Source organism: Halopseudomonas bauzanensis, assembly GCF_900114735.1.
Classification (GTDB): domain Bacteria; phylum Pseudomonadota; class Gammaproteobacteria; order Pseudomonadales; family Pseudomonadaceae; genus Halopseudomonas; species Halopseudomonas bauzanensis.
On the sequence record NZ_FOUA01000001.1, the window covers coordinates 1,000,897 to 1,025,000 of the forward strand.

At 62.1% G+C, this 24,104-nt stretch carries 21 protein-coding genes; 8 read left to right on the forward strand and 13 right to left on the reverse strand.

Going from position 1 to position 24,104, the window contains the following annotated elements; translation table 11 throughout:
• Positions 1-47 precede the first annotated feature (47 nt).
• Both BM267_RS04675 and BM267_RS04680 read right to left on the reverse strand, forming a co-directional pair.
• Positions 48-1,844, reverse strand: a complete 1,797-nt coding sequence (locus BM267_RS04675; RefSeq protein ID WP_143063020.1) for a type IV pilus assembly ATPase TfpB — start codon at positions 1,842-1,844, stop codon at positions 48-50.
• 45 nt (positions 1,845-1,889) lie between these two features.
• Positions 1,890-3,293: a CYTH domain-containing protein gene (locus BM267_RS04680; protein ID WP_036989257.1), complete on the reverse strand. Its 1,404-nt coding sequence runs from the start codon at positions 3,291-3,293 to the stop codon at positions 1,890-1,892.
• Positions 3,294-3,420: 127 nt separating this feature from the next.
• Between BM267_RS04680 and BM267_RS04685 the strand changes: the two genes are divergently transcribed.
• From BM267_RS04685 to argE, 3 genes are read left to right on the forward strand one after another with little or no spacing between them, the layout of a single operon-like run.
• Positions 3,421-4,098: a TIGR00153 family protein gene (locus BM267_RS04685; protein ID WP_036989256.1), complete on the forward strand. Its 678-nt coding sequence runs from the start codon at positions 3,421-3,423 to the stop codon at positions 4,096-4,098.
• A gap of 38 nt (positions 4,099-4,136) precedes the next feature.
• Positions 4,137-5,387, forward strand: coding sequence for an inorganic phosphate transporter (locus BM267_RS04690; RefSeq protein ID WP_074777670.1), 1,251 nt, complete (start codon positions 4,137-4,139; stop codon positions 5,385-5,387).
• Between the two features lie 58 nt (positions 5,388-5,445).
• Positions 5,446-6,591, forward strand: coding sequence for an acetylornithine deacetylase (gene argE, locus BM267_RS04695; RefSeq protein ID WP_074777667.1), 1,146 nt, complete (start codon positions 5,446-5,448; stop codon positions 6,589-6,591).
• Between the two features lie 63 nt (positions 6,592-6,654).
• Here the strand turns inward: argE and amn are convergent, their stop codons facing one another.
• A complete protein-coding gene (gene amn, locus BM267_RS04700) occupies positions 6,655-8,127 on the reverse strand; it encodes an AMP nucleosidase (RefSeq protein ID WP_036989253.1) in 1,473 nt (490 codons plus the stop codon).
• A gap of 145 nt (positions 8,128-8,272) precedes the next feature.
• Between amn and argA the strand changes: the two genes are divergently transcribed.
• Together argA and ilvD are read left to right on the forward strand one after the other, a co-directional pair.
• Positions 8,273-9,556: an amino-acid N-acetyltransferase gene (gene argA / locus BM267_RS04705; protein WP_036989252.1), complete on the forward strand. Its 1,284-nt coding sequence runs from the start codon at positions 8,273-8,275 to the stop codon at positions 9,554-9,556.
• A 187-nt stretch (positions 9,557-9,743) separates the two neighbouring features.
• Complete coding sequence (ilvD, locus tag BM267_RS04710) at positions 9,744-11,582, forward strand: dihydroxy-acid dehydratase (protein WP_074777665.1); 1,839 nt, start codon at positions 9,744-9,746, stop codon at positions 11,580-11,582.
• A 39-nt stretch (positions 11,583-11,621) separates the two neighbouring features.
• On the opposite strand, the gene BM267_RS04715 is transcribed toward ilvD, so the two are convergent.
• The 6 genes from BM267_RS04715 to BM267_RS04740 all read right to left on the reverse strand — a co-directional run bounded on the left by BM267_RS04715 (position 11,622) and on the right by BM267_RS04740 (position 15,863).
• Complete coding sequence (locus BM267_RS04715; RefSeq protein ID WP_074778685.1) at positions 11,622-11,993, reverse strand: DUF1090 domain-containing protein; 372 nt, start codon at positions 11,991-11,993, stop codon at positions 11,622-11,624.
• 77 nt (positions 11,994-12,070) lie between these two features.
• Positions 12,071-12,586, reverse strand: coding sequence for a dihydrofolate reductase (locus tag BM267_RS04720; protein ID WP_083392359.1), 516 nt, complete (start codon positions 12,584-12,586; stop codon positions 12,071-12,073).
• Between the two features lie 37 nt (positions 12,587-12,623).
• The gene (locus tag BM267_RS04725) at positions 12,624-13,397 is read right to left on the reverse strand and encodes a ParA family protein (RefSeq protein WP_074777661.1); all 774 of its coding nucleotides are present in this window, start codon (positions 13,395-13,397) and stop codon (positions 12,624-12,626) included.
• A gap of 85 nt (positions 13,398-13,482) precedes the next feature.
• On the reverse strand, positions 13,483-14,277 hold the full coding sequence (locus BM267_RS04730; protein ID WP_036990189.1) for a thymidylate synthase: 795 nt from the start codon (positions 14,275-14,277) through the stop codon (positions 13,483-13,485).
• Positions 14,261-15,067 carry a prolipoprotein diacylglyceryl transferase gene (gene lgt, locus BM267_RS04735; protein WP_036989248.1) on the reverse strand — a complete coding sequence of 269 codons (807 nt, stop codon included), beginning with the start codon at positions 15,065-15,067 and terminating at the stop codon, positions 14,261-14,263. Before lgt ends, BM267_RS04730 begins: the two co-directional genes overlap by 17 nt.
• A gap of 13 nt (positions 15,068-15,080) precedes the next feature.
• On the reverse strand, positions 15,081-15,863 hold the full coding sequence (locus BM267_RS04740; protein ID WP_036989247.1) for a sulfite exporter TauE/SafE family protein: 783 nt from the start codon (positions 15,861-15,863) through the stop codon (positions 15,081-15,083).
• 156 nt (positions 15,864-16,019) lie between these two features.
• On the opposite strand from BM267_RS04740, the gene BM267_RS04745 reads away from it, so the two are divergent.
• Positions 16,020-16,766 carry an NRDE family protein gene (locus BM267_RS04745; protein WP_074777656.1) on the forward strand — a complete coding sequence of 249 codons (747 nt, stop codon included), beginning with the start codon at positions 16,020-16,022 and terminating at the stop codon, positions 16,764-16,766.
• A gap of 12 nt (positions 16,767-16,778) precedes the next feature.
• On the opposite strand, the gene ptsP is transcribed toward BM267_RS04745, so the two are convergent.
• Positions 16,779-19,046 (reverse strand): phosphoenolpyruvate--protein phosphotransferase, encoded by a 2,268-nt coding sequence (gene ptsP, locus BM267_RS04750; protein WP_074777653.1) that lies wholly within the window; start codon positions 19,044-19,046, stop codon positions 16,779-16,781.
• 2 nt (positions 19,047-19,048) lie between these two features.
• Entirely contained in the window at positions 19,049-19,540 is a 492-nt protein-coding gene (rppH, locus tag BM267_RS04755; protein WP_036989244.1) for an RNA pyrophosphohydrolase, read from the reverse strand.
• Positions 19,541-19,685: 145 nt separating this feature from the next.
• Between rppH and BM267_RS04760 the strand changes: the two genes are divergently transcribed.
• Positions 19,686-20,342 carry a histidinol-phosphatase gene (locus tag BM267_RS04760; RefSeq protein ID WP_074777651.1) on the forward strand — a complete coding sequence of 219 codons (657 nt, stop codon included), beginning with the start codon at positions 19,686-19,688 and terminating at the stop codon, positions 20,340-20,342.
• Positions 20,343-20,436: 94 nt separating this feature from the next.
• Here BM267_RS04760 and BM267_RS04765 read toward each other — a convergent pair whose 3' ends face one another.
• Positions 20,437-21,630, reverse strand: coding sequence for a class I SAM-dependent rRNA methyltransferase (locus BM267_RS04765; protein ID WP_036989242.1), 1,194 nt, complete (start codon positions 21,628-21,630; stop codon positions 20,437-20,439).
• Positions 21,631-21,819: 189 nt separating this feature from the next.
• Between BM267_RS04765 and BM267_RS04770 the strand changes: the two genes are divergently transcribed.
• Entirely contained in the window at positions 21,820-22,374 is a 555-nt protein-coding gene (locus BM267_RS04770) for a glycine cleavage system transcriptional repressor (protein WP_051610777.1), read from the forward strand.
• 18 nt (positions 22,375-22,392) lie between these two features.
• Here BM267_RS04770 and mgtE read toward each other — a convergent pair whose 3' ends face one another.
• Positions 22,393-24,015 carry a magnesium transporter gene (mgtE, locus tag BM267_RS04775; protein WP_083392358.1) on the reverse strand — a complete coding sequence of 541 codons (1,623 nt, stop codon included), beginning with the start codon at positions 24,013-24,015 and terminating at the stop codon, positions 22,393-22,395.
• Positions 24,016-24,104 lie beyond the last annotated feature (89 nt).

A 24,104-nucleotide genomic window follows, 5' to 3' on the forward strand; every position in this document is an offset into this window, starting at 1 on the left:
GCAAGGCGGAGGAGTGCCTGTGCTTACCGGCAGGGCTTGCACAAAACCTACCCCTGCTGACTGGTGGGCGTTACCCGCAGCACCTCTTCGATGGTGGTCAGCCCCGCCGCCACTTTCTGCGCTCCCGACAGACGCAGGCTGTGCATACCCTCCCGGTAGGCCTGGCGGCGCAGGGCGTTGAGGTCGATGTCGGTCTGCACCAGGGGTTTGAGGCTATCGGTCAGCGGCATCAGCTCATATACCCCGGCCCGTCCACGATAGCCGGTTTCCCGGCATTCCGGGCAGCCCACGGGCCGATGCGCCCGGGTCGGCAATGGCGAGTTCCAGGGTTTGGTCAGTTCCTGCCAATCCGTCTCGTCGATCTCCACCGGCTCCTTGCAATGCGGACACAGCGTACGTACCAGCCGCTGGGCCATGACCCCCAGCACCGTGGCCTTGATCAGGTAGGCCGGCACACCCAGCTCGACCAGCCGGCTCACCGAGCTGGGTGCATCATTGGTATGCAGGGTGGACAACACCAGGTGACCGGTCAGCGCCGCCTGGATCGCCATTTCCGCGGTCTCCAGATCACGGATCTCGCCAATCATGATGATGTCCGGGTCCTGGCGCATCAGTGCCCGTACACCGCTGGCAAAGGTCAGCTCGATGTTGTGCTGCACCTGCATCTGGTTGAAGCTGTCCTCGACCATCTCGATCGGATCTTCGATGGTGCAGACATTCACCTCCGGCGTGGCCAACTGCTTGAGGGTGGTGTACAGCGTGGTGGTCTTGCCCGACCCGGTCGGCCCGGTGACCAGCACGATGCCGTTGGGCTGTTGCACCATGCCCTGCCAACGGCGCTGGTCCTCGGCGGAAAAACCCAACTGATCGAAACTGCGCAGCAGCACGTCGGGATCGAAGATACGCATCACCATCTTCTCGCCGAAGGCGGTTGGCAGGGTGGACAGTCGCAGTTCAATCTCGTTGCCCTGGGGTGACTTGGTCTTGACCCGGCCGTCCTGCGGCTTGCGCTTCTCCGCCACGTTCATCCGGCCCAGGGTTTTCAGCCGGCTGACCACCGCTACCGCGACCTGCAGCGGAAACTGATAGACCGTATGCAGCACACCATCGATGCGCAGCCGCACGCTGCCGTTCTCGCGGCGCGGCTCGATATGGATATCACTGGCCCGCTGCTCGAAGGCGTACTGGAACAGCCAGTCGACGATGTTGACCACGTGGGCGTCGTTGGCGTCCGGCTCCTGGCTCATGTTGCCCAGATTGAGCAGCTGCTCGAAGTTGCCGATCGAGCTGTTCTTCTGATCGGTGGCATTGGCACCGTGGACCGAGCGGGCCAACCGATAGAATTCCGCTGAATAGCGCTGGATATCCGCCGGGCTGGCGACCACCCGACGGATATCGCGCTTGAGGACATGTACCAGATCCGCTTCCCAGCCGCGCATGAACGGCTGGGCGCTGGCCACGGTGACCTCCCGCTCGTTGATGTCCACGGCGAGAATGCCGTGGCGCCGGGCGAAGGCAAAGGACATCAGCGGGGTGACGGCCGAGACATTGATCTTCAACGGATCGATGCGATAGAAGGCTTGGCCCGATTCGCCGGCCAGCCAGCGAGTCAGCGAATCCAGATCCAGCGGTTTGCCGGGGCGCAGCAGGTCATCCGGCGCCTGGCTGGCGATGAACTCCAGCGGGTGCAGCCGGGCAGTGTCGCCGGTTGCCGCCCGGCGCAGGCTGCTCAGGTGCTCGGCGCTGTCCAGCCCCAACCGCCCCTGCGCCGCCAGCGCCTTGAGAATATCCGTCAGATCCAGCAGTCGATCGTTACCGGGGATTGCCAGATCGGCCAGATGCATCATCCCTGTTCATCTCCCTGTCGTTCTATCGTTGCCGGTACCGTCTCAGCTATTGAGCTCGCGCCAGGCATTCAGTTTGCGCAGCCGCTGCCCCTGCTTGCGCAGAGCCGTAAGTAGCGCCGGGCGTAGTTCCTCATCGACTAGCGGGTATTGCTCCAGCAACGCCTGCAACTTGTTCAGTTCACCGAACAGCCGATCCGGCTCCGGCGTCTCCAGTTGATCACGAAAGTGCGCCAGCAGAAAGTGCAGCCGATTCAGCCGCGGCTGTTGATCCATCCACTCGCTGACATCCGAATCCGGGTCATTGTGATGCGGTACGCGCAACTCCTGAATCTCCCGCGCCACCGCCGCCAACAGCCAGCGCGGCAGCGCCAGGTCGCCGACCCGCTCACCACGCGGCGGGCGGTTGGTCTTCCACCCGGCGGTGTGCAGCCACAGGGCCAGACCGATGAACAACTGCCCCCACTGAGGATCGGCCACCGCCTGCTCGAATGCCTGGGGCGCCTGCTCCCGTGCATTGCGGCCATCCTCGTCATCTGCCCAGCCCGACAGAACCAGGGGCCGCCAATGGCTGATGAGCTGATCCAATGCCGGCGTGAAGGGCTGAGCCGTGCTGCGTGGCAGCGCCAGATCGAATACACCAAAGAAGGCGCGCAGACTGGTCAGGTTGGTCAGCAATTCACGGAACAGCTTCCATTGACCACTGAACCGGTACTGCTCAGCCAGCCGCTGAGTGTGTCCAAGCAACTGCCAGCCGGCAACGGCGATTACCTGGTCTACCGGGGTATCGGCCGACCAGTCATGGGCATCGAGTCGCAGGTCGTAGCTGGCCGGGTCAAACAGTCGGTAACCGCGCTCGGCCTTGCTGATATCGCAAGGCATCAGGGCGATATCCTCCGCCAGGGCAGCGGCCAGCTCCAGCAGTGCCGCCGCCGGGCCGCTGCGCAGCTCCAGTTCCAGCTCGCAGATCGGCTCTTCACGACCGTCCGCGATGACCATACCCTGATCCAGCGCGGCTTCCACCTCCACGCTTTCACCGTCACGCTCCCAGTGCAGCATGGCCTTGGTGCGCTTGAAGTCGGTAGTGAATACCGGTAGCAGATTCAGCTTGTCCAGCGGGGCGAGACTGGCCGGCCAGCAGCTGTCATCGAGCAGAGTCAGGTCAAGCGCCGCTGCCCCCACGGTCCAGTCCCATTCGCTGCGCTCGGACAACCCGGCAACACTCTGGCCGCTGCTTTTCAAGGTCTGGATAAACTGCTCGCCATCACGGCGCACCCGCAACGCCACACGCGCTGCCGCCAGCTCCCGGCTGGCGGTGTCATAGTACTGGTTGTACAGGGTACTGGTGGTCCATTCGCCCTGCAGACGTTCCTGCAACAGGGGATGATTGCGCAGCGCCGACAGCGCGTCGGGACTGATGCGCAGTTTGATTTCTGTTTCCTGAGCCATACTCTGTCTCTGATGATGTTGCCTTGTGACCGCTGGGAGGCTAATTGCGGCAAATATGTGTCAATTGGGTGACCACTTGCTCTGCCATGATTATAATCCGCTCCCAGACATGCCTCGGAGTTTTCCCATGCCCAACAATCCTTTCATGAATCTGTTCGGTCGTTCACCCATCGGCCCGATGCAACGGCACATGGTGAAGGCACATGAGTGCGCGTCCTGTCTTATCCCCTTCGTCGATGCCCTGATGGCGGAAGACTGGGTCGAAGCAGAGCGCGTCCAGCAAAAGATCTGCGAGCTGGAGCGAGAAGCCGACCAGATGAAGAAGGATGTCCGGGTTCATCTGCCCAACAGCCTGTTTCTCTCGGTTCCGCGCTCGGATCTGCTGGAGTTGCTGAGTGTACAGGACAAAGTCGCCAACCGCGCCAAGGATGTGGCCGGTTTGATGCTGGGCCGCAAGATGAAGATTCATCCCGAGGTGCAGCCGCAGTTCCGTCGCTTCGTCGAACGTTCCGTCGAAGCCGCCACCCAGGCCCTGCGGGCCATGGAGGAGTTGAGCGACCTGATGGAAACCAGTTTCGCCGGCCGCGAGAGGAAGCTCATGGAGAAGCTGATCACCGAGCTGGAGCACATCGAGCATGACACGGATGAAATGCAGATCAAATTGCGGGCCGAGCTGTATAAACGCGAGTCCGTATTACCCCCTGTCGACGTCATGTTCACCTACCAGATCATCGAATGGATCGGTGATGTGGCTGACCGGGCCGAACGTGTAGGCAATCGCCTGGAAATCCTCATGGCCCGTTGACGGGCCATCATCTGTCAACATCCAACAGAGCTTCTCTTATGACTCTTATCGCAGAATATGGCACCATTTTGCTGGTGCTGGCCTGTCTATTCGGCTTTTTCATGGCTTGGGGCGTGGGCGCCAACGACGTGGCCAATGCCATGGGCACCTCGGTGGGCTCCCGCGCCCTGACGATCAAGCAGGCCATCATCATTGCCATGGTCTTCGAGTTCCTGGGAGCCTATCTGGCTGGCGGCTCGGTTACCCAGACGATTCGCAGCGGTATTGTCGATTCCTCAATGATTACGCCGGACCAGATGATCTTCGGCATGCTGGCCGCCCTGCTGGCCGCCGGCACCTGGCTGCTGATTGCCTCCCTCAAGGGCTGGCCGGTCTCCACCACCCACTCAATCATCGGCGCGGTGATTGGCTTTGCGGCGGTGGGTGTGTCCGTGGAAGCGGTACACTGGGCTGGGGTAGTGCCTATCGTATCCAGCTGGATTATTTCCCCGCTGCTGGCCGGTAGCATCTCCTTCATGATCTTCGTCACCGTGCATAAGCTGATCCTGGATACCGACGAACCATTCGCCAACGCCAAGCGCTATATCCCGCTTTACATGTTCGCGGTGGGCTTCATCATCGCGATGATGACCCTGACCAAGGGCCTCAAGCATGTCGGTCTGAACCTCTCGGTCCTGGAGAGCTTTGGCCTGGCAGTACTGTCGGGTGTCATGGTCACCGTTATCGGTGTGGCGCTGATGAGCCGTATCAAGGATGAGTCTTCCGGCAAGTCCCACCTCAACAGCGTTGAGCGGGTCTTCGCCATCCTGATGATCTTCACCGCCTGCGCCATGGCTTTCGCCCACGGCTCCAATGACGTGGCCAATGCCGTAGGTCCGCTGGCCGCCATTGCTGGCGTGCTGCAATCGGGTGAGATTCATGCGCAATCGACTGTGCCCGGCTGGGTGCTGTTGTTGGGTGCGCTCGGCATCGTGGTGGGTCTGGCGACCTACGGCTACCGGGTGATCGCCACCATCGGCAGGCACATCACCGAGCTGACACCCAGCCGCGGGTTTGCCGCCGAACTGGCCGCGGCCTCCACCGTCGTCGGCGCTTCCGGCCTCGGCCTGCCGGTATCAACTACCCACACCCTGGTCGGTGCGATTCTCGGGGTTGGCATGGCGCGCGGTATCGCCGCCCTCAACCTGCGTGTGATCGGCACCATCTTTACCTCTTGGGTCGTGACCCTGCCTGCCGGGGCTATTCTGTCGATCATTTACTTCCTGATCTTCTCGGCCATTTTCAGCTGACGCCCCTGCCTGGCTGACGTAAGCTGTCCATTCAGCTGACGTCAGCCAGGAGTCTGTCATGCCCCTCCCCTCGCTCAAGGCGCAATTTGCCGCCCTGCTGCAAACCCCCTCCATCAGTTGCACCCAGCCAGAACATGACCAGTCCAACCTGGCGGTGATCCATCTGCTCAGCGAATGGCTGAGCGAGCTTGGCTTCGAGTGCACCATTCAGCCAGTCGCCGGCGCGCCGGACAAGGCCAACCTGATCGCCAGTCTGGGTAGCGGGCCGGGCGGACTGGTGCTGGCCGGGCATACCGACACCGTGCCCTGCAATCCCGAGCGCTGGCAGTATGATCCCTTTGCCCTGACCGAAGCGGACGGACGCTGGTACGGGCTGGGCAGCTGTGACATGAAAGGTTTTTTCCCGCTGATTATCGAGGCGGTTCGTTCGCTGCTGGAGCAGCCGCTGCAACGCCCCTTGATCATCCTGGCCACCGCCGACGAGGAAAGCGCCATGGGTGGGGCCCAGGCGCTGGTGGCGGATGACCTGCTCGGCGCCCGCCACGCACTGATCGGCGAGCCAACCGGGCTGAAACCGATCCGCGTGCACAAGGGCATACTGATGGAGCGCGTGGATATCATCGGCCAGGCCGGGCATTCCTCCGATCCATCTTTGGGACGCAATGCCATCGAGGCCATGCATCAGGTGATCAACGAGTTGCTGGCACTGCGCAGCAGCTGGCAGCAACAGTGGACCAACCCGCTGTTCAGCGTACCCACGCCGACCCTGAATCTGGGTTGCATTCACGGTGGTGACAATCCCAACCGCATCTGTGGCCGCTGCGCCCTGGAGTTCGACCTGCGCCCGCTGCCCGGCATGGACCCGGATGCCTTGCGCGCCACCATCGATCAGCGCCTGAAGACCGTCGCCGAAGCCCACCAGGTGCAGATCGATTACCAGCCGCTGTTTCCCGGCGTCCCGCCGATGGACACGCCCGCCACTGCCGAGATCGTCCGCGCCTGTGAGCAACTCACCGGCTACAGCGCTGGCAGTGTCGCCTTTGCCACTGAAGGCCCCTACCTGAACCAGCTCGGCCTGCAGACCATCATCCTCGGCCCCGGTGACATCGCCCAGGCGCATCAGCCGGATGAGTTCCTGGCGATGGACCGGATCGCACCGACGGTGGAGTTGTTGAAGCAGTTGATTGGACGGTTTTGTCTGTAGGCAGCTTTCCCTCTCCCTCGCCGCGCCCCGACCCTCTCCCTCAAGGGAGAGGGGAACCCTTACCTACCGAAACAACGGCTCATCAAAACTGCGCAGCTTGCGCGAATGCAGGCTGTGCAGTTGGCCACGCAGCAGATCCAGCGCGGCGATGCCGATGTGCAGGTGCTGGGTGACGGCGCGCTCGTAGAAGGCGCCGGCGGCGCCGGGAAGCTTGAGTTCGCTGTGCAATGGCTTGTCCGAGACGCACAGCAGCGTGCCGTAGGGCACCCGCAGACGGTAGCCCTGGGCGGCGATGGTGCCGCTTTCCATGTCCACGGCAACAGCGCGGGACAGATTGATCAGTGGGCGCTCCTGGGCCCAGCGCAATTCCCAGTTGCGGTCGTCATAGGTGAGGATGGTGCCAGTGCGCAGGCGCCGTTTCAGCGCATCGCCCTTGTCACCGGTGACCTGCGCGGCGGCATCCTGCAGGGCCTGCTGCACCTCGGCCAGCGCTGGCAGCGGTATGTTCGGCGGCAACACCCGGTCGAGAATACCGTCGCGGCGCATATAGGCGTGGGCCAGTACATAGTCGCCAATGGTCTGCGATTGGCGCAGCCCCCCGCAATGGCCGATCATCAGCCAGCAATGCGGACGCAGCACCGCCAAATGGTCGGTGATGTTCTTGGCGTTGGACGGGCCGACACCAATATTGACCAGCGTAATGCCGTCCCCATCGGCTGCCTGCAGGTGATAGGCGGGCATCTGGTATTTGTGCCAGACCACGCTGTCGAGTACCGACTGCATTTCCCCTTCGGCCATGCCGCGTTCGACCACCACGTTACCCGGCAGCACCATACGACAGAACCGCGAGTCGGCGAGCAGCATATCCAGCCCGTGGCGGATGAACTGATCCACATAGCGGTGGTAGTTGGTCAGCAGAATCCAGGGCTGCACGTCACGCCAGTCGCTGCCCGTGTAATGCACCAGCCGGCGCAGGGAGAAATCTGTCCGCGCCGCGTCGAACAGCGCCAGTGGCAGCGGATCGCTCCGCTCCCAGTCGACCAGACCGTCAGCGATACCATCGGTGGCGGCAGCCAGGTCGGTGCTGGGAAATACCCGCGCCAGCTCGGCGGCCGTCACACCCGAGCCGGCCAACTCATCGCCCTGCTCTACCACATAGGGATAGGGAATCGCCTGCAGACTGACGCCTACTTCCAACTGCACGTTGAACTCGCTGGTCAGCGGGCGCAGTTGCTGCAACAAATAACTGCGAAAGGCCTTGGGGTGGGTGATGGTCGCGCTGTAGGTGCCCGGCACCTGCACCTTGGCCCAGGCACGGACGCTGGTCGGCGCCGGATCGCTGCCGGTCCAGGTCAGGCGCAGCTCGGGATAGCGGAACAACCGCAGCTGCTCCGCGGTCGGCCGGGTGCGGTCCCGCAGATACTCTTTCAATGAACGGCTCAATGCGCCTACCGCCTGCTCGTACAGAGCGGACAGCTGGTCGACAGCCTCTTCGGGGGTCTGCACAACGATGAATTTTTCGGTACCTGGATGCACGGCTTTCTCTCTTTTGTCTCACTGTCAGGTAGGGGCTGAGCCCCGACATCTTGCCCGCATTCCATTCGCAACGGCAATTCCGGCCCCGCGCTATTGAAGAGCAGGGCTGAATATCTCAAACTGGCGTTTTTCACGGAACAGTCGCATGTCCGATTACGTCAAATGGTTCCGCCACTCCACACCCTACATCAACACCCACCGCGATCGCACCTTCGTCGTGTTGTTGCCGGGTGAGGCCATCGCGCACCCGAACTTCAACAACATAGTCAACGACATCATGCTGCTCAACAGTCTTGGGGTGCGGCTGGTGCTGGTGCACGGTTCACGCCCCCAGATCGAGGACCGGCTTGGCGCGCGGGGACTCAGTTCACGCTATCACCAGGATCTGCGGATCACCGACAGCGACACCCTGGGCTGCGTGATGGACGCCGTGGGCAGCCTGCGCATCGCCATCGAGGCTCGACTGTGCACGCTTGCCGGTCAGGGTAGTCGCCTGCGCGTGGTCAGTGGCAACTTCGTCACCGCCAAGCCGATCGGCGTGATTGACGGTGTGGACCTGCACCATACCGGCGAAGTACGCCGGATCGATCGCAAGGCGATCAGCCGCCATCTGGACGACGAATCCATCGTGCTGCTGTCCTCCATTGGCTATTCACCGACCGGCGAAGTATTCAATCTGGCCTGCGAGGACGTGGCCACCAGCGCCGCCAGTGCCCTGGAGGCTGACAAGCTCATTCTGTTCGGCCCCGATACCGGCATTTTCGATGCCGAAGGGCGGCTGCTGCGTGAACTCAAGCCCAGCCGCGCCCAGTCATTACTGGCCGCGCTCGGCAACAGCCTACCGGGCTCGTTGCTGACGGCTGCCTGCAAGGCCTGCAACGCTGGCCTGCGGCGTAGCCATATCATCAGTTATGCCGAAGATGGCGCCATGCTCACCGAGCTGTTCACCCGTGACGGCGGTGGCACCCTGGTCACCCAGGAGCCGTTCGAGAAAATCCGTACCGCAACCATCGAGGATGTGGCCGGCCTGCTGGAATTGCTGCACCCGCTGGAAGAAGCCGGCGTTCTGGTGCGCCGCTCCCGCGAGGTGCTGGAGACCGAGATCAACCAGTTCACTCTGGTCGAGCGCGACGGCACCATCATTGGTTGCGCCGCCCTGTACCCGCTGGATGAACACAGCGCCGAACTGGCCTGCGTCGCCATTCACCCGGACTACCGCCATGGCGGGCGGGGTGATCAGTTGCTCGAACATATCGAGACCCAGGCCCGGGCGCGGTCGCTGACCACGCTGTTCGTGCTCACCACCCGTACCGCACACTGGTTCCGCGAACGCGGCTTTGAGCCCAGCTCGGTGGCACGCCTGCCTCAGCAGCGCGCGTCGCTGTACAACTATCAGCGCAATTCGAAGGTATTCGAGAAGAGCCTGTAACACCCGGGCGGTCCGAACATCGGCTCGTACCTTGTGTACCTGCAGATTACGCGCTCCCGACCGGCCCCGCTCATCGAGCTGGCGCTCGACGTCCCCAGGGCTCCGCCTGGCGGGCGGGGCTGCAGGGGCGACGGCAAATTGATATGCTAGGCGCATCCTGCATCACCGTATAACGAGACAACATCACATGCCTGATTATCGTTCCAAGACGTCCACCCACGGTCGCAACATGGCCGGTGCCCGCGCCCTGTGGCGCGCTACCGGTATGAAAGATGAAGACTTCAAGAAGCCGATCATCGCCATCGCCAACTCCTTCACCCAGTTCGTGCCCGGGCACGTGCATCTGAAGGACATGGGTCAGTTGGTCGCTCGCGAGATCGAGAAGGCCGGTGGTGTAGCCAAGGAATTCAATACCATCGCGGTGGACGACGGTATCGCCATGGGCCATGACGGCATGCTGTACTCCCTGCCCAGCCGCGAGATCATCGCCGACTCGGTGGAATACATGGTCAATGCGCATTGCGCTGATGCCATCGTCTGCATCTCCAACTGCGACAAGATCACCCCCGGCATGCTGATGGCCGCCCTGCGCCTGAACATCCCCGTGGTGTTCGTCTCCGGTGGCCCGATGGAAGCCGGCAAGACCAAGTTGGCCAGTCATGGCCTGGATCTGGTCGATGCCATGGTGGTAGCCGCCGATGACAGTGCCTCCGACGAGAAGGTCGCCGCATACGAGCGCAGCGCCTGCCCGACCTGCGGCAGTTGCTCAGGCATGTTCACCGCCAACTCGATGAACTGTCTGACAGAAGCCCTCGGGCTGTCGCTGCCCGGCAACGGCTCGATGCTGGCTACCCATGCCGACCGCGAGCAGCTGTTCCTGCGCGCCGGCCGCCTGGCGGTGGAGCTGTGCAAACGCTACTACCAGGACAATGATGAATCTGTTCTGCCGCGCAATGTTGCCAATATCAAGGCGTTCGAGAATGCCATGACCCTGGATATCGCCATGGGCGGCTCGACCAATACCATCCTGCACCTGCTGGCCGCAGCCCAGGAGGGCGAGGTTGATTTCGACCTGCGTGATATCGATGCCCTGTCGCGCAAGGTGCCGCAGCTGTGCAAGGTAGCGCCGAACATCCAGAAATATCACATGGAAGATGTACACCGCGCCGGTGGCGTGTTCTCCATTCTCGGCGCGCTGGCCCGCGGCGGTCTGCTGCACACCGAAGTACCCACCGTTCACAGCCCGAGCATGGCCGAGGCTATCGCCCAGTGGGATATCACCCAGACCAGCGATGCAGAAGTGCATGAGTTCTTCAAAGCGGGTCCGGCCGGCATTCCGACCCAGACCGCCTTCAGCCAGAACACCCGCTGGCCGAGCCTGGATGATGACCGGGAAAACGGCTGCATCCGCTCGGTCGAGCATGCCTATTCCCAGGAAGGTGGTCTGGCCGTACTGTATGGCAACATCGCGCTGGATGGCTGCGTGGTGAAGACCGCTGGCGTCGACGAATCGATTCTGGTGTTCGAAGGGCGTGCGAAGATCTTCGAGAGTCAGGACAGCGCGGTACGCGGTATTCTCGCCGATGAGGTGAAAGCCGGCGATATCGTCATCATCCGTTACGAAGGCCCCAAGGGCGGCCCGGGCATGCAGGAAATGCTTTACCCGACCAGTTACCTGAAATCCAAGGGCCTGGGCAAGGAATGCGCCTTGCTGACCGACGGTCGCTTCTCCGGCGGTACCTCCGGCCTGTCCATCGGCCATGCCTCGCCGGAAGCCGCGGCGGGTGGCGCCATCGGGCTGGTACGCGACGGCGACAAGGTCCTTATCGATATTCCCAACCGCACCATCAATCTGCTGGTGAGCGATGAGGAACTGTCACATCGCCGTATCGAGCAGGACAAGAAGGGCTGGAAGCCCGTGGAAACCCGTCCACGCAAGGTGACCACAGCGCTCAAGGCCTACGCCCTGCTCGCTACCAGTGCCGACAAAGGCGCGGTGCGTAACAAGGCGATGCTGGAAGACTGATCACTGGAAGACGCTGAGCGAATCCCGGCGGGAGTACGTTTACTCCGCCCGGGCTTCGTTCAGTTCCTGCAGCGCTTCGGTCAGTTTGCCCTCACGCTTTTCGATCTTTTCCTTATCACCGTCGCGGATGGCTTCGGCCAGATCTTCCCGGCGCTCCGCCACCTCCGCCTCACTTTCGGCGATACGCTGTTTTCGCTCGGCAGCCAGCCCTTCCTCGGTGCAATGGTCGCGCACTTCCTTCAGCGCCTTGTTCAGGCCCCGCACCTGCCCCTGATTATTCGCGGCTTCAGCCCGCTGCAGGCGCTCCATGATGCGCTGTTCCTTGTCGGCACAGGTTTCGTGACCCGCCGCCGGGGTACCTGCGTGAACCGGCAAGGACAGCAACAGGGCTACCAGTAAGGTCTTCTTCATCAGCATTACTCCGTATGTATGACACCTGCCATCAGCATAGACAATCCAGCGACAGCGCGAGCCTTGCAGGCAAGCGATCAGTCGCTGGTCGAGGGGACCCAGGTTTCGAAGCGGAAAGCGGGTGTGGTTTCCCCAGCGGCGTGGGCTTCACTCTCAACCAATTGCCAACCAGTGAATTCCGGAAAGAACGCATCCCCCGCCACCGTCAGGTCGATCCGGGTCAGGTAGATACGTGCGGCCAGTGGTAACGCCTCGGCATAGAGCTGGCCCCCACCAATCAACATGATTTCATCCACACCCTGCTCCCGCGCCCACTGATCGGCCCGGGCGATGGCAGCGGCCAGACTGGCGAACACCTCCGCGCCCTCGAGCTGCAGACCGGCCTGACGGCTGATTACCAGATTGAGCCGGCCCGGCAAGGGCCGCCCCAGAGAATCCCAGGTCTTGCGACCCATGATGATGGGTTTGCCCAGGGTGGTCTGCTTGAAGTGTTTGAGGTCCGCTGGCAGATGCCAGGGCATGCGGTTGTCCAGCCCGATTACACGATCATGTGCGCAGGCGGCAATCAGGGAAAGCGGAAGATGGTTTTTCATCGGCGCAGAATACCTTTCCGCGTCCCGGGCGGCAATGTCAGCTGGCTGCTTCCAGATGGTCATGCAAGGCGACGAACTGCTGGGTCAGCTTGTGCCTGGGGTCCAGGTGCACCAGCGGCAAGCAGGCCTGATGCGATTCGCGCATCTTCACCGAACTCGACAGGTATACCGGCAGAATCGGCAGGCCTTCTTCCAGTAGCTCGGCAACCATCTGTTGTGGCAACGCCGCCCGCGGCTGGAATTGGTTGACGATAATACCCTCAACCTCCAGGCGCTCATTATGATCGTCGCGGATATCGTCAATTTCTTCCAGCAGGGCATATAGCGCCTGGCGGGAGAAACTGTCGCAGTCGAACGGGGCCAGGCAACGGTCGGCGGCGATCAACGCCGAGATGGAGTAGAAGTTCAGCGCTGGCGGGGTATCGATATAGATACGCTCGTAGTCACCGTCGAGCTTGTCCAGCAGCCGGTTGAGCTTGTTGATCTTGTGTTTGGCCTCCAGCTTGGGCTGCAGGTCTGCCAGTTCCGGTGATGCGGTAATCAGATGCAGATTGGGATAGGCGGTTGCCAGGATCTGCGGTCTGGCTTTCTTCGCGGCAATGCCCGAGGAGAGGATCAGGTGAAAGAACTCGGCAATGCCGGTGGGAATGTCAGCGCCGGTCAGCCCCGTCAGGTACTGGCTGGAGTTGGCCTGGGCATCTAGGTCAATAAGCAGTGTTCGATAGCCCTGGGCGGCGCTGATCGCCGCCAGGTTGCAGGCAATGCTGGATTTGCCGACACCGCCCTTCTGGTTGAAGATGACCCTGCGCATTGCCGCTCCCCATTTCCATATATAAGCCGATTAAGCATATGACGAAATTGTTGCAATACGATGACAGGTGCCACCCGCCCCGGCATCACACCGCCACGGGCGCCTTGATGTGCGGATGGGATTGATAGCCTTCCAGGGTGAAGTCATCGAAGCTGAAGGCAAACAGGTCCTTGACCTCGGGGTTGAGTCGCATCGTCGGCAACGGATAGGGCTCGCGGCTCAACTGCAGATCCGTCTGCTCGATATGGTTGGCATACAGATGGCAGTCGCCGCCGGTCCAGATAAACTCACCGGGCTGCAGATCGCAGACCTGTGCCACCATCAGGGTCAACAAAGCGTAGCTGGCGATATTGAAGGGTACGCCGAGGAAGATGTCCGCCGAGCGCTGATATAACTGACAACTGAGCTTGCCGTCGGCCACGTAGAACTGGAACAGCGCGTGGCACGGCGGCAGCGCCATCTCGTCCACCAGCGCCGGATTCCAGGCCGAGACGATCAGCCGGCGGGAATCGGGGTTGGTCTTGATCATCTGGATCAGCTTGCTGATCTGGTCGATCGACTCGCCGTTGGGCGCCGGCCAGCTACGCCACTGGTAACCGTAGACCGGCCCCAGATCACCGTTTTCATCGGCCCATTCGTCCCAGATGGAGACGCCGTTTTCCTTCAGGTAGCGGATATTGGTATCGCCCTGCAGGAACCACAACAGTTCATGCACGATGGATTTCAGATGGCATTTCTTGGTGGTCACCATGGGAAAGCCGTCGACCAGATCAAAGCGCATCTGATGGCCGAACACGCTCCAGGTACCCGTGCCGGTACGATCGCTCTTGAAGGTGCCGGTATCGCGCACCCGGCGCATCAGCTCAAGATACTGTTTCATGCCTTGCATCCTCTTTGCGGTAGGCCCACCACATCAGGGCGGCGCCGGCCAGAATCATGGGTATACACAGCAGCTGACCCATGGTCAGCCAGCCAAAGGCCAGATAGCCGAGGTGGGCATCCGGCTCACGAACAAATTCGACGACGAAGCGAAACACGCCGTAGCAGATGCCGAACAAGCCGCTGACCGCCATGGTCGGGCGCGGCTTGCGCGAGTAGATCCACAGGATGGTGAACAGCGCCACGCCTTCCAGGGCGAACTGGTACAGCTGAGACGGGTGCCGCGCCAGTTGCGCCGGGTCAGTGGGAAACACCATGGCCCAGGGCACATCCGTCGCCCTGCCCCACAGCTCGGCATTGATGAAGTTGCCGATGCGCCCCGCGCCCAGACCGATAGGCACCAGCGGCGCAATGAAGTCCATCAACTGGAAGAAGCTCTTGTGGTGACGATGGGAAAACCACAGCACCGCCAGCAGTACCCCGACCAGACCGCCATGGAAAGACATGCCGCCCTTCCAGATCTGCAGCACCAGCGAGGGGTCATTCAGATACGCAGCCAGATCGTAGAACAGTACATATCCCAGGCGCCCCCCGGCGATCACCCCGAGCGCCACCCAGAACACCAGATCGGACAGAGTGTCCCCGGTCCAATTCGGATCGAAGCGCTTGAGGCGGCGGCTGGCCAGATACCAGGCGCCACCGATACCAACCAGATACATCAAGCCGTACCAATGGATCTGCAGCGGCCCCAGGGACAGGGCAACCGGATCGATCTGCGGATAAGTCAGCATGGGATTCCCCAGGTCAGAGCAGAAAATTGATGCCTACGACTACCAGCAACAGGGCAAAGAGTCGCTTGAGCAGGCGTTGAGACAGCCGGTGGGCCAGACGTGCACCGTATCCGGCAAAGAATATACTGGTCGCCGCGATGCCGACCAGTGCCGGCAGGTAGACATACCCCAGGCTCCATTCCGGCAAGGGCGTGGCCGACCAGCCAGTCCAGATGAAACTCGCGGCGCCCGCCAGGGCAATCGGCATGCCGCAGGCCGCCGAGGTAGCCACCGCCTGCTGCATGGGTACGCTGCGCCAGACCAGGAACGGCACGGTCAGCGAACCGCCGCCGATACCGAAAATACTCGAGGCCCAGCCGATCACGCCGCCGGCGATGGTCAGCGCCGGCTTGCCCGGCTCGCCGAGGGCGGCCTTCGGCTTGAGTTCGAATGCCATCTGGATGGCCACGCAGATGGCGAATACACCAATGATCTTCTGCAGCAGCGGGCCGGTGATGGCCGAGGCGGTCAGCGCGCCCAGCACGGCGCCGAAGACGATGCCCAGCGCCAACCAGAGGAACAATGGCCAGCGCACCGCGCCCAGCTTGTGGTGCGCCCGCACTGAATTGACCGAGGTGAAGGCAATAGTCGCCAAGGAGGTGCCCACGGCCATATGGGTCAGCACCTCGGGAGCGAAGCCCTGCAGGGCGAAACTGTAGACCAGTACCGGGACGATGATCATGCCGCCGCCGACGCCGAACAAACCGGCCAATACCCCGGCACAGGCGCCCAGTACCAGATATATGACAAACTCCATCATTGCTCCCCAGGATACGCCGCGCTTTGGGGCGGCGGCACAATCCGCTAGTGTAACGAAAACCGCCCCCGCCCGCTGCCCCGGATCGCAGGAGACGCCCCATGTGCGAGCCGGTACACTGGACCGAGGAAAACGCTGAACCATCAGGAGTCGACCATGTGTCTGATCGCTTTCGCCTGGCAGTTGTCGGGCCGACCGTTGGTGTTGCTCGGCAACCGCGACGAATTCCATCCTCGGCCCACGCGGGCCGCCACGTTCTGGAACGAGGAAGGCCACCCCGAACTGCTGGCGGGCAAGGATCTGCAGGCTGGAGGCACCTGGCTCGGCGTGACCCGCGGCGGCCGCTTCGCCGCGCTGACCAATATCCGCTCGCCCCAGGCCGGACCCGGCCCGCGCTCACGGGGCAGCCTGGTGCTCGACTATCTGACCGGGAATATGAGTCCGGGCGATTATCTGCAGAGCCTGGCCGGCGATCTGGATGATTACGCCGGCTTCAATCTGCTGGTCGGTACACCCGAGCAGCTCTGGCATCTCAACAGTCAGGAAGGGTCGGCGAGCGCGCTGGCGCCCGGTCTCTATGGGCTCTCCAATGCCTCGCTGAACAGTCCCTGGCCGAAGCTGCAGAGCCTGCGCCAAGGATTGGAAGCCAACCTCGATAGCGACAGCAACAGCTTGCTGGCGCTGCTCAGCGACACGCAGGAATACCCGGATGGGCAGTTACCCGATAGCGGCATCAGTTTGGAATGGGAGCGCCGATTGTCGGCGACCTTTATCCTTGGCGCCGACTACGGCACGCGTGCCAGCAGCCTGCTGACTATCGAGGCCGATGGCAGCATCACCTTCGTGGAGCGGAGCTTCGGTCCGGCAGGTGCGGACCTGGGTGAATCGGGCTGGAAGCTCTAAGGTAACCGGTGCTCAACGCACCGGCATCAACACCTTGCCCAGCCCCATGTTACGCAAAGCCAGGTGCAGGATACTCTGCACCAGGTAGGCGTTGTCCTGCTGCAGCGCTACTTCCAGCAAGGCCTGGGCATCGCTCAGGCTGATCTGGCGCAGCAGCCATTTGACCCGCGGCAGGTTAGTGGCGTTCATCGACAGCATATCGCAGCCCATGGCCAGCAAAAGCACCGCCGCGGCGGGATCACCGGCCATTTCCCCACACACGCTCATCGGCTTGCCGGCCTCCCGGCAGGCGCGGGATACGATCTGCAGTGCCTGCAGCACCGCTGGGTGCAGCGAATGGTACAGGTCCGCCACCCGCGGATTGTTACGGTCCACTGCCAGCAGATACTGGGTCAGATCGTTGGTGCCGACCGACAGGAAATCCACCAGCTGTACCAGTTCCCGCGCCTGATAGACCGCCGCCGGCACTTCGATCATCACCCCTACCGGGGGCATGGGCACCTTGACGCCCTCATCCAGCACTTCGCTATAGGCGCGGTGGATCAGGTGCAGCGCATCCTCTACCTCATAGACGCTGCTGATCATTGGTAGCATGATGCGCAGATTATCCAGGCCCTCGCTGGCCTTGAGCATGGCACGAATCTGCACCAGAAAGATTTCCGGATGATCCAGGGTGACGCGAATGCCACGCCAACCAAGGAAAGGGTTGTCTTCCTTGATCGGGAAGTAGCTCAGCGCCTTGTCGCCCCCCACATCCAGGGTGCGCATGGTCACCGGCAACGGATGAAAGGCCTGCAACTGCTCCCGATAGGTTGCCTGCTGCTCTTTCTCGCTGGGGAAGCGGTCCTGGATCATGAAGGGCACTTCGGTACGGTACAGCCCCACCCCCTCGGCGCCGCGATCCAGCGACCGGGCGATATCGGCGAACAGACCGGTGTTCACCCACAGCGGTACGCGATGGCCGTCCAGGGTAATGCAAGGCTCGGCACGCAGTTTCTCCAGCCCATGGGACAGTTCCATTTCCTCGCGGATCAGCTCGCGGTAGTGCCGCCGCAGCTCCTGGGAAGGGTTGGAGTAGACCTCACCGGCATTGCCGTCGACGATCAGTTCCAGCTTGTCCATGCGCAGGTACGGCAAGTCCACCGCGCCCATGACGGTGGGGATGCCCATGGCCCGCGCCAGGATGGCCACATGGGAGCTGCCCGAGCCCAATACCGAGACCAGCCCGACCAGTCGATCCTTGGGTACTTCGCCGAGCATCGCCGGTGTCAGCTCCTCGGCGACCAGAATGGTCCGCTTCGGAAACACCAGTCGCTGGCGCCCGGCTTCCTGCAGGCAGGCCAGCAGCCGGCGACCAAGATCCTTGATATCCGACGCCCGCTCCTGCAGATAGGGATCATCCATCAACTCGAAACGCGCCACATGGGCGTTGATGACATCGCGCAGGGCACCCTGGGCCCACTGCCCTTCGCGAATGCCCTTGATGATTTCATTACCCAGGGATGAGTCATCCAACATCATCAGGTAGACATCAAACAGCGCCAGCTCTTCGGGGCGCAGCTGTGCAGACAGCTTTGCCGACAGCCGCTTGATATCGACCCGCACCGCCTCCACCGCCTTGCGATACAAGGCGATTTCGGCATCGATATCCTTGATTTCCTTGTCCGGTACGGCCTTGAGATCAGCGGGCGGCAGCATCACCACCGCACGGCCCATGGCAATACCCGGCGCGCCGGGCACCGCATCAAAGCGGGTGTCCTGAATGACCTCGCCACTCCAGCCCAAACCGCGCATCGCTCCGGTCGCCTCGGCATGGGCGATGACGCCAGCGAGCTGGGCGCTCATGGTCACCAGGAAGGACTCTTCCACCTCGTCGAACTGACGGCGCTCCTTCTGCTGGATCACCAGTACACCCATGACCCGACGGTGGTGGATGATGGGCACGCCGAGGAAGGAGGCATAGCGCTCCTCGCCGGTCTCGGCGAAGTAGCGGAATCGCGGGTGGGCGGCGGCGTCCTCGAGGTTGACTGGCTCCTCGCGAATACCGACATAGCCGATCAGGCCTTCATTGCTACCCAGGCTCACCACCCCGACCGCGTCCTGGTTCAGGCCCTCGGTGGCCATCAATTCATAGCGATCGGTATCGGGGTTGAGCAGATAGACGGAACAGACATGGGTTTCCATCGCCTCGCGCACGCGGCGGACGATGATCTTCAATGCGGACGCCAGGTCCTTGGCCGAATTGACTTCCTGGACGATACGCCGAAGCGTATTGAGCATATTCAACATCCGGTCAGCTCACTCAGCGGCAGACGCGGTGCCAGCTCCTTCATGGCCCGGCGATACACGTCCCGCTTGAAGGCCACCACCTGACCCAGCGGATACCAGTAGCTGACCCAGCGCCAGCCATCAAACTCGGGCTTGGGGGTCCTGGTCATGCAGACCCGCTCATCCTCGCAGGCCAGCCGCAGCAGGAACCACTTCTGCTTCTGGCCGACACAGACCGGTTGGGAGTGGCTGCGAATCAGCCGTTGCGGCAGACGATAGCGCAGCCAGCCACGGGTGCAGGCGAGGATTTCCACATCCTCCGGCAGCAAGCCGACTTCTTCATGCAGCTCCCGATACAGTGCCTGCTCGGGGCTTTCATTGCGCTGGATACCGCCCTGCGGAAACTGCCAGGCCTCCTGACCGATACGCCTGGCCCATAGCACCTGACCCAACCCATTGGTCAGGATGATGCCTACATTGGGACGAAAGCCGTCGGAGTCGATCACTGCCGGTATCCTTATCTGTTTTCCCATGCATTGTTCCATAAAGACGCGCGCCCCAGCAATTGCATAAATGCCGCCTGGACCAAGCATTTCTCCCGCGCCTGAATTATCCTTGCAGCTTCGCTACATCCAACGACAGGAGCATTCCGTGGCACTGGCCATCTTCGACCTCGACAATACCCTGCTGGGCACCGACAGTGACAACGCCTGGGGGGAATTCGTCGTTGCGCACAATATCGTCGATGCGCAGACATACGGCGCACTCAATACCAAGTTCTTCAATGATTACCTGGATGGCAAGCTCGACGTTACCGACTACCTCGACTTCTGCCTTGAACCCCTGGGCCGGCACAGCCGCGAGCAGCTGGAGCAGTGGCACACCCAGTTCATGCAGGAAAAGATCGAGCCCTTCGTCCTGCCCAAGGCGCTGGAGTTGATAGCCCGCCACGAGCAGGCCGGTGATACCACCATGATCATCACCGCGACCAACCGCTTCGTCGCCGGCCCCATCGGTCGCCGCTACGGCATCGATATCATGCTGGCCTCCGAATGCGAGGAAATCGACGGCCGCTATACTGGTCGCTCCTGCGACATCCCCTGCTTCCGTGAGGGCAAGGTCACCCGCCTGGAGCGCTGGCTCGAAGAGACCGGCAATGATCTCGCGGGCGCCTGGTTCTACAGCGACTCGCGCAACGATCTGCCGCTGCTATCGATGGTCGACAACCCGGTTGCCGTCGATCCAGACGATGTGCTGCGTGCCCATGCCGAGCAGCACGGCTGGTCGATCATCAGCCTGCGCGACTGATCCAGCTCCCGCAAAACAAAAAGGCCCCGGCAATCTATTCTGCCGGAGCCTTTTTTGGTAAGAACCTCAGTTCAACGGGGCGCGCTGCCTTCCATCAGACCGGCAACACCCGGCAGAAGTAGCTCTTGATGTAGCCGGTCTCCGGAATGGCCGGATGCAGCGGATGATCGGCGCCCTGGAAGCCGCGCTCGGCGATCACCAGATGACGATCCAGATGCCGGCTGGCAGCCAGCAGGATATCGCGCAGGCTGTTTTCGGCCAGGTGCATGGAGCAGGATGCCGACACCAGGATGCCGTCCCGATTCAACAGGCGCATGGCCTGTTCATTGAGGCGGCGATAGGCATTCTCGCCGTTGCGGATATCCTTGCGCTTCTTGATGAAGGCCGGCGGATCGGCAATCACCACATCGAACTTCTCGCCCGCGCCCTTGAGTTCGCGCAGCGCGTCCATCACGTCACCTTCGACCACCGCCATCTTATCCGCCACGCCGTTCAGCGCCGCGTTGTGTTCGACCAGATCCAGCGCCGCCGCCGAGCTGTCCACGCACATGACTTCGCTGGCGCCGAAAACCGCTGCCTGCACGCCCCAACCGCCAATGTAGCTGTACAGATCCAGCACTCGCTTGCCCTGGACGTAAGGCGCCAGGCGCGCACGGTTCATGCGGTGATCGTAGAACCAGCCGGTCTTCTGCCCGGTGTGTACCGGTGCCTCGAAGCGCACGCCATTCTCTTCCAGCGCTACCCGCTCGGGCACTTCGCCGAAGGCCACTTCCACATAGGAAGCCAGTTTCTCCGCCTTGCGCGCCGCCCCGTCGTTCTTGAACAGGATACCCGCCGGCTTCAATACCTGCACCAGAGCGTCGATGATCTCGCTGCGTACGCGCTCCATGCCTGGCGTGGTGATCTGCACCACCAGGTAGTCGCCGAAACGGTCCACAACCACTCCCGGCAACAAGTCGGACTCACCGTACACCAGTCGGTAGAAGGGCTTGTCGAACAGCTTCTCACGCAAGCTCAGGGCGACTTTCAACCGGTGCACCAGCAGCGACTTGTCCAGCCCGTGGGCGGCATCGCGGCTATGCAGGCGGGCACAGATCAGATTGTCCGGACTGACGGTAGCCAATCCCAGCAGCTTGCCCGAGGCCGTCTCCAGCTGAACCTCCTGGCCTGCTTCCAGGGCGGTGAGCGGAGTCTGGGCAATATCGACTTCATTGCTGAATACCCACAGATGGCCGCCCTTGATGCGGCGATCACTGTTGGACTTGAGGCGCAGGCTGGGCAGACTCATCACTAACTCCTGGATATGGCTGGCTGGAACATTCCGCCGGGACGGCAGTATACAGGAGCCAGGCCGGATGCCTGCGGGTTCTCTATTGCGGATGGCTGAAAGGTACTGATCAATCTCGACCTAAAGAATCACCAGAGCCGGCTACACTGAACAGTCCGGCCCCCTCACACTGATAGCCAGGAGCATGCCATGACCATTCCGCTGATTCTCACCGTGATTTCCGTCGACAAGCCCGGGCTGGTGGAAAGCCTGGCCCAGGCCATCAACCGACATGGCGGCAACTGGCTGGACAGCCGTATGGCGCGGATGGCCGGGCAATTTGCCGGCATCCTGCGGGTGGATGTGCCCGCCGGCGAGGTCGAAGCCTTGCGGGTGGAACTGGAGAACATGAGCAGCGCCGGCATCAATATCCAGCTGGCAGCCAGCGGTCAGGGAGAGGAGCTACCCCTGGGGACGCTGATGCTCAACCTGGTAGGCAATGACCGCCCCGGTATCGTCCACGAGGTTTCTGCGATCCTGGCGCGGCATGGCGTCAATGTGGAACAACTGGATACCTGCCGTGAGCCGGCGCCCATGACCGCCGATCTGCTGTTTCGCGCCACTATCCGCCTGGGCGTGCTGCCTCAGACCGATATCGACGCGCTGCGCGCCGATCTGGAAAACCTCGCCGATGACCTGATGGTCGAGCTGGAGGAAACGGCAGGGTCCGATACTAGCGCCCATGCAATGGCTCGCCATGAATGACCAGGGCATGGGGCTTGGTTACAGCAAAAATACCGTCGCCAGGCCGAGGAAGGAGGAGAAGCCGACTACGTCGGTGACCGCCATCAGTACCATGCTGCCAGCTAGCGCCGGATCAATGCCGAAACGTCGCAGGATCAATGGAATCAGCAGCCCGGCGAGTACCGCACAGACCAGGTTGATCAGGATTGCCAGACCGATCACCCAACCGATACCCAGGCTGCCGAACCAGAGTATCGCCACCCCTGCCACCAGCACGGCCCAGAGCAGCCCATTGAGCGTGCCTATCCCCAGCTCCTTGCCCAACAGCACCTTGAGGTTACCGGTATCAACCTGGCCGAGGGCCAGACCGCGAATCACCAACGTCAGGGTCTGACTGCCGGCAATCCCGCCCATGCTGGCCACCACCGGCATCAATACCGCCAACGCGACTATCTGTTCCAGCGCTCCCTGGAACTGGCCGATCACCGAGGCCGCGAGAAAGGCGGTGATCAGGTTACAGCCCAGCCAGACCGAGCGGCGGCGGGTGCTGGTCAGGACCGGGGCGAACATATCCGCCTCGTCATCCAGACCGGCCATGCCCATGATGGCCCGCTCGGAATCCTCGCGGATGCTATCCATCACATCATCCACGGTGATGCGTCCTAGCAGGACGCCATCCTCGCTGGTCACCGCAGCCGAGAGCATGTCCAGATCCTCGAACTGGCGCGCCACTTCCTGGCTGCTGGTGAGCACGTCCAGCGCCTTGAACTCGCTGTCCATTACTTCACTGACCAGCTCATCGGCCATGCTGGTGACCAGCCGGCTGAGGCGCAGCACACCGAGATAGTGGTTCTCACGGTCGACCACCATCAGCTTGTCGGTGTGGTCGGGCAGGTCCTCAAGCAGACGCAGATAACGCAATACCGACCCCACCCGCACATCCGCACGCACCGAGATGTGGTCGATGTTCATCAGGCCACCGGCGGATTCTTCCGGGTAGGACAGCATGTCCGCCAGTTGCTGGCGCTTCTTCACGTCCATCGACAGCAGCAGCTGCCGACCGGGGCCGAAGGGCAGCGCCTGGATCAGATCCACCAGGTCATCGAGGTCGAGTTGCCGGGCGGCATCAAGCAATTCACCATCGGCCATTTCCATGGCCAGGCCCGCACCCACTTCCTCGCGCAGGTGCACCAGAATGCGTCCGGCCCGGGCGCTGTCCAGCCGCGACCAGATACTGCTGCGTTCGCTGGGCGGCAAGGCTTCCAGCAGACCGGCTGCCTGCGCGGGATGCAGTTTGCCGAGGATCTTCAGCGCCCGCTTGAACCGCCCCCCTTCCAGCGCTTCACGCACCTGGGCGATCGGACTGACCTCCTCGGCCTCATCCGCCTCCGGCTCCAGGGTGTCGGGATTGTCATTGCTGTGCAGCAACAGGTGCTCGGCCAGCGCAGGATCGAGCAACAGGAGAATCTCCTGCTCGGCCTCGTCGCCGATCTGGTTCCAGACCAGCTGTTGCTGCTGTTCGTCCAGCTGCTGTAGCAGGTCGACGGCTTCCTGGGCGGTCAAATCACGCAGGATGCGCCGCACACGCTTGAGCTTGCCCTTGCCCAGCGCCTCGGTAACGGCTTCCTGGAGTTCGACAGCGGATAGGGCTTCTTCACTCATGGCTTACTTCCATCGGGCGGTGGTTCAATTGACGCACAGCCAGACGCCTGAGATACAAGCGGCAGCGGCCGGCCCGCTAAAATACCACA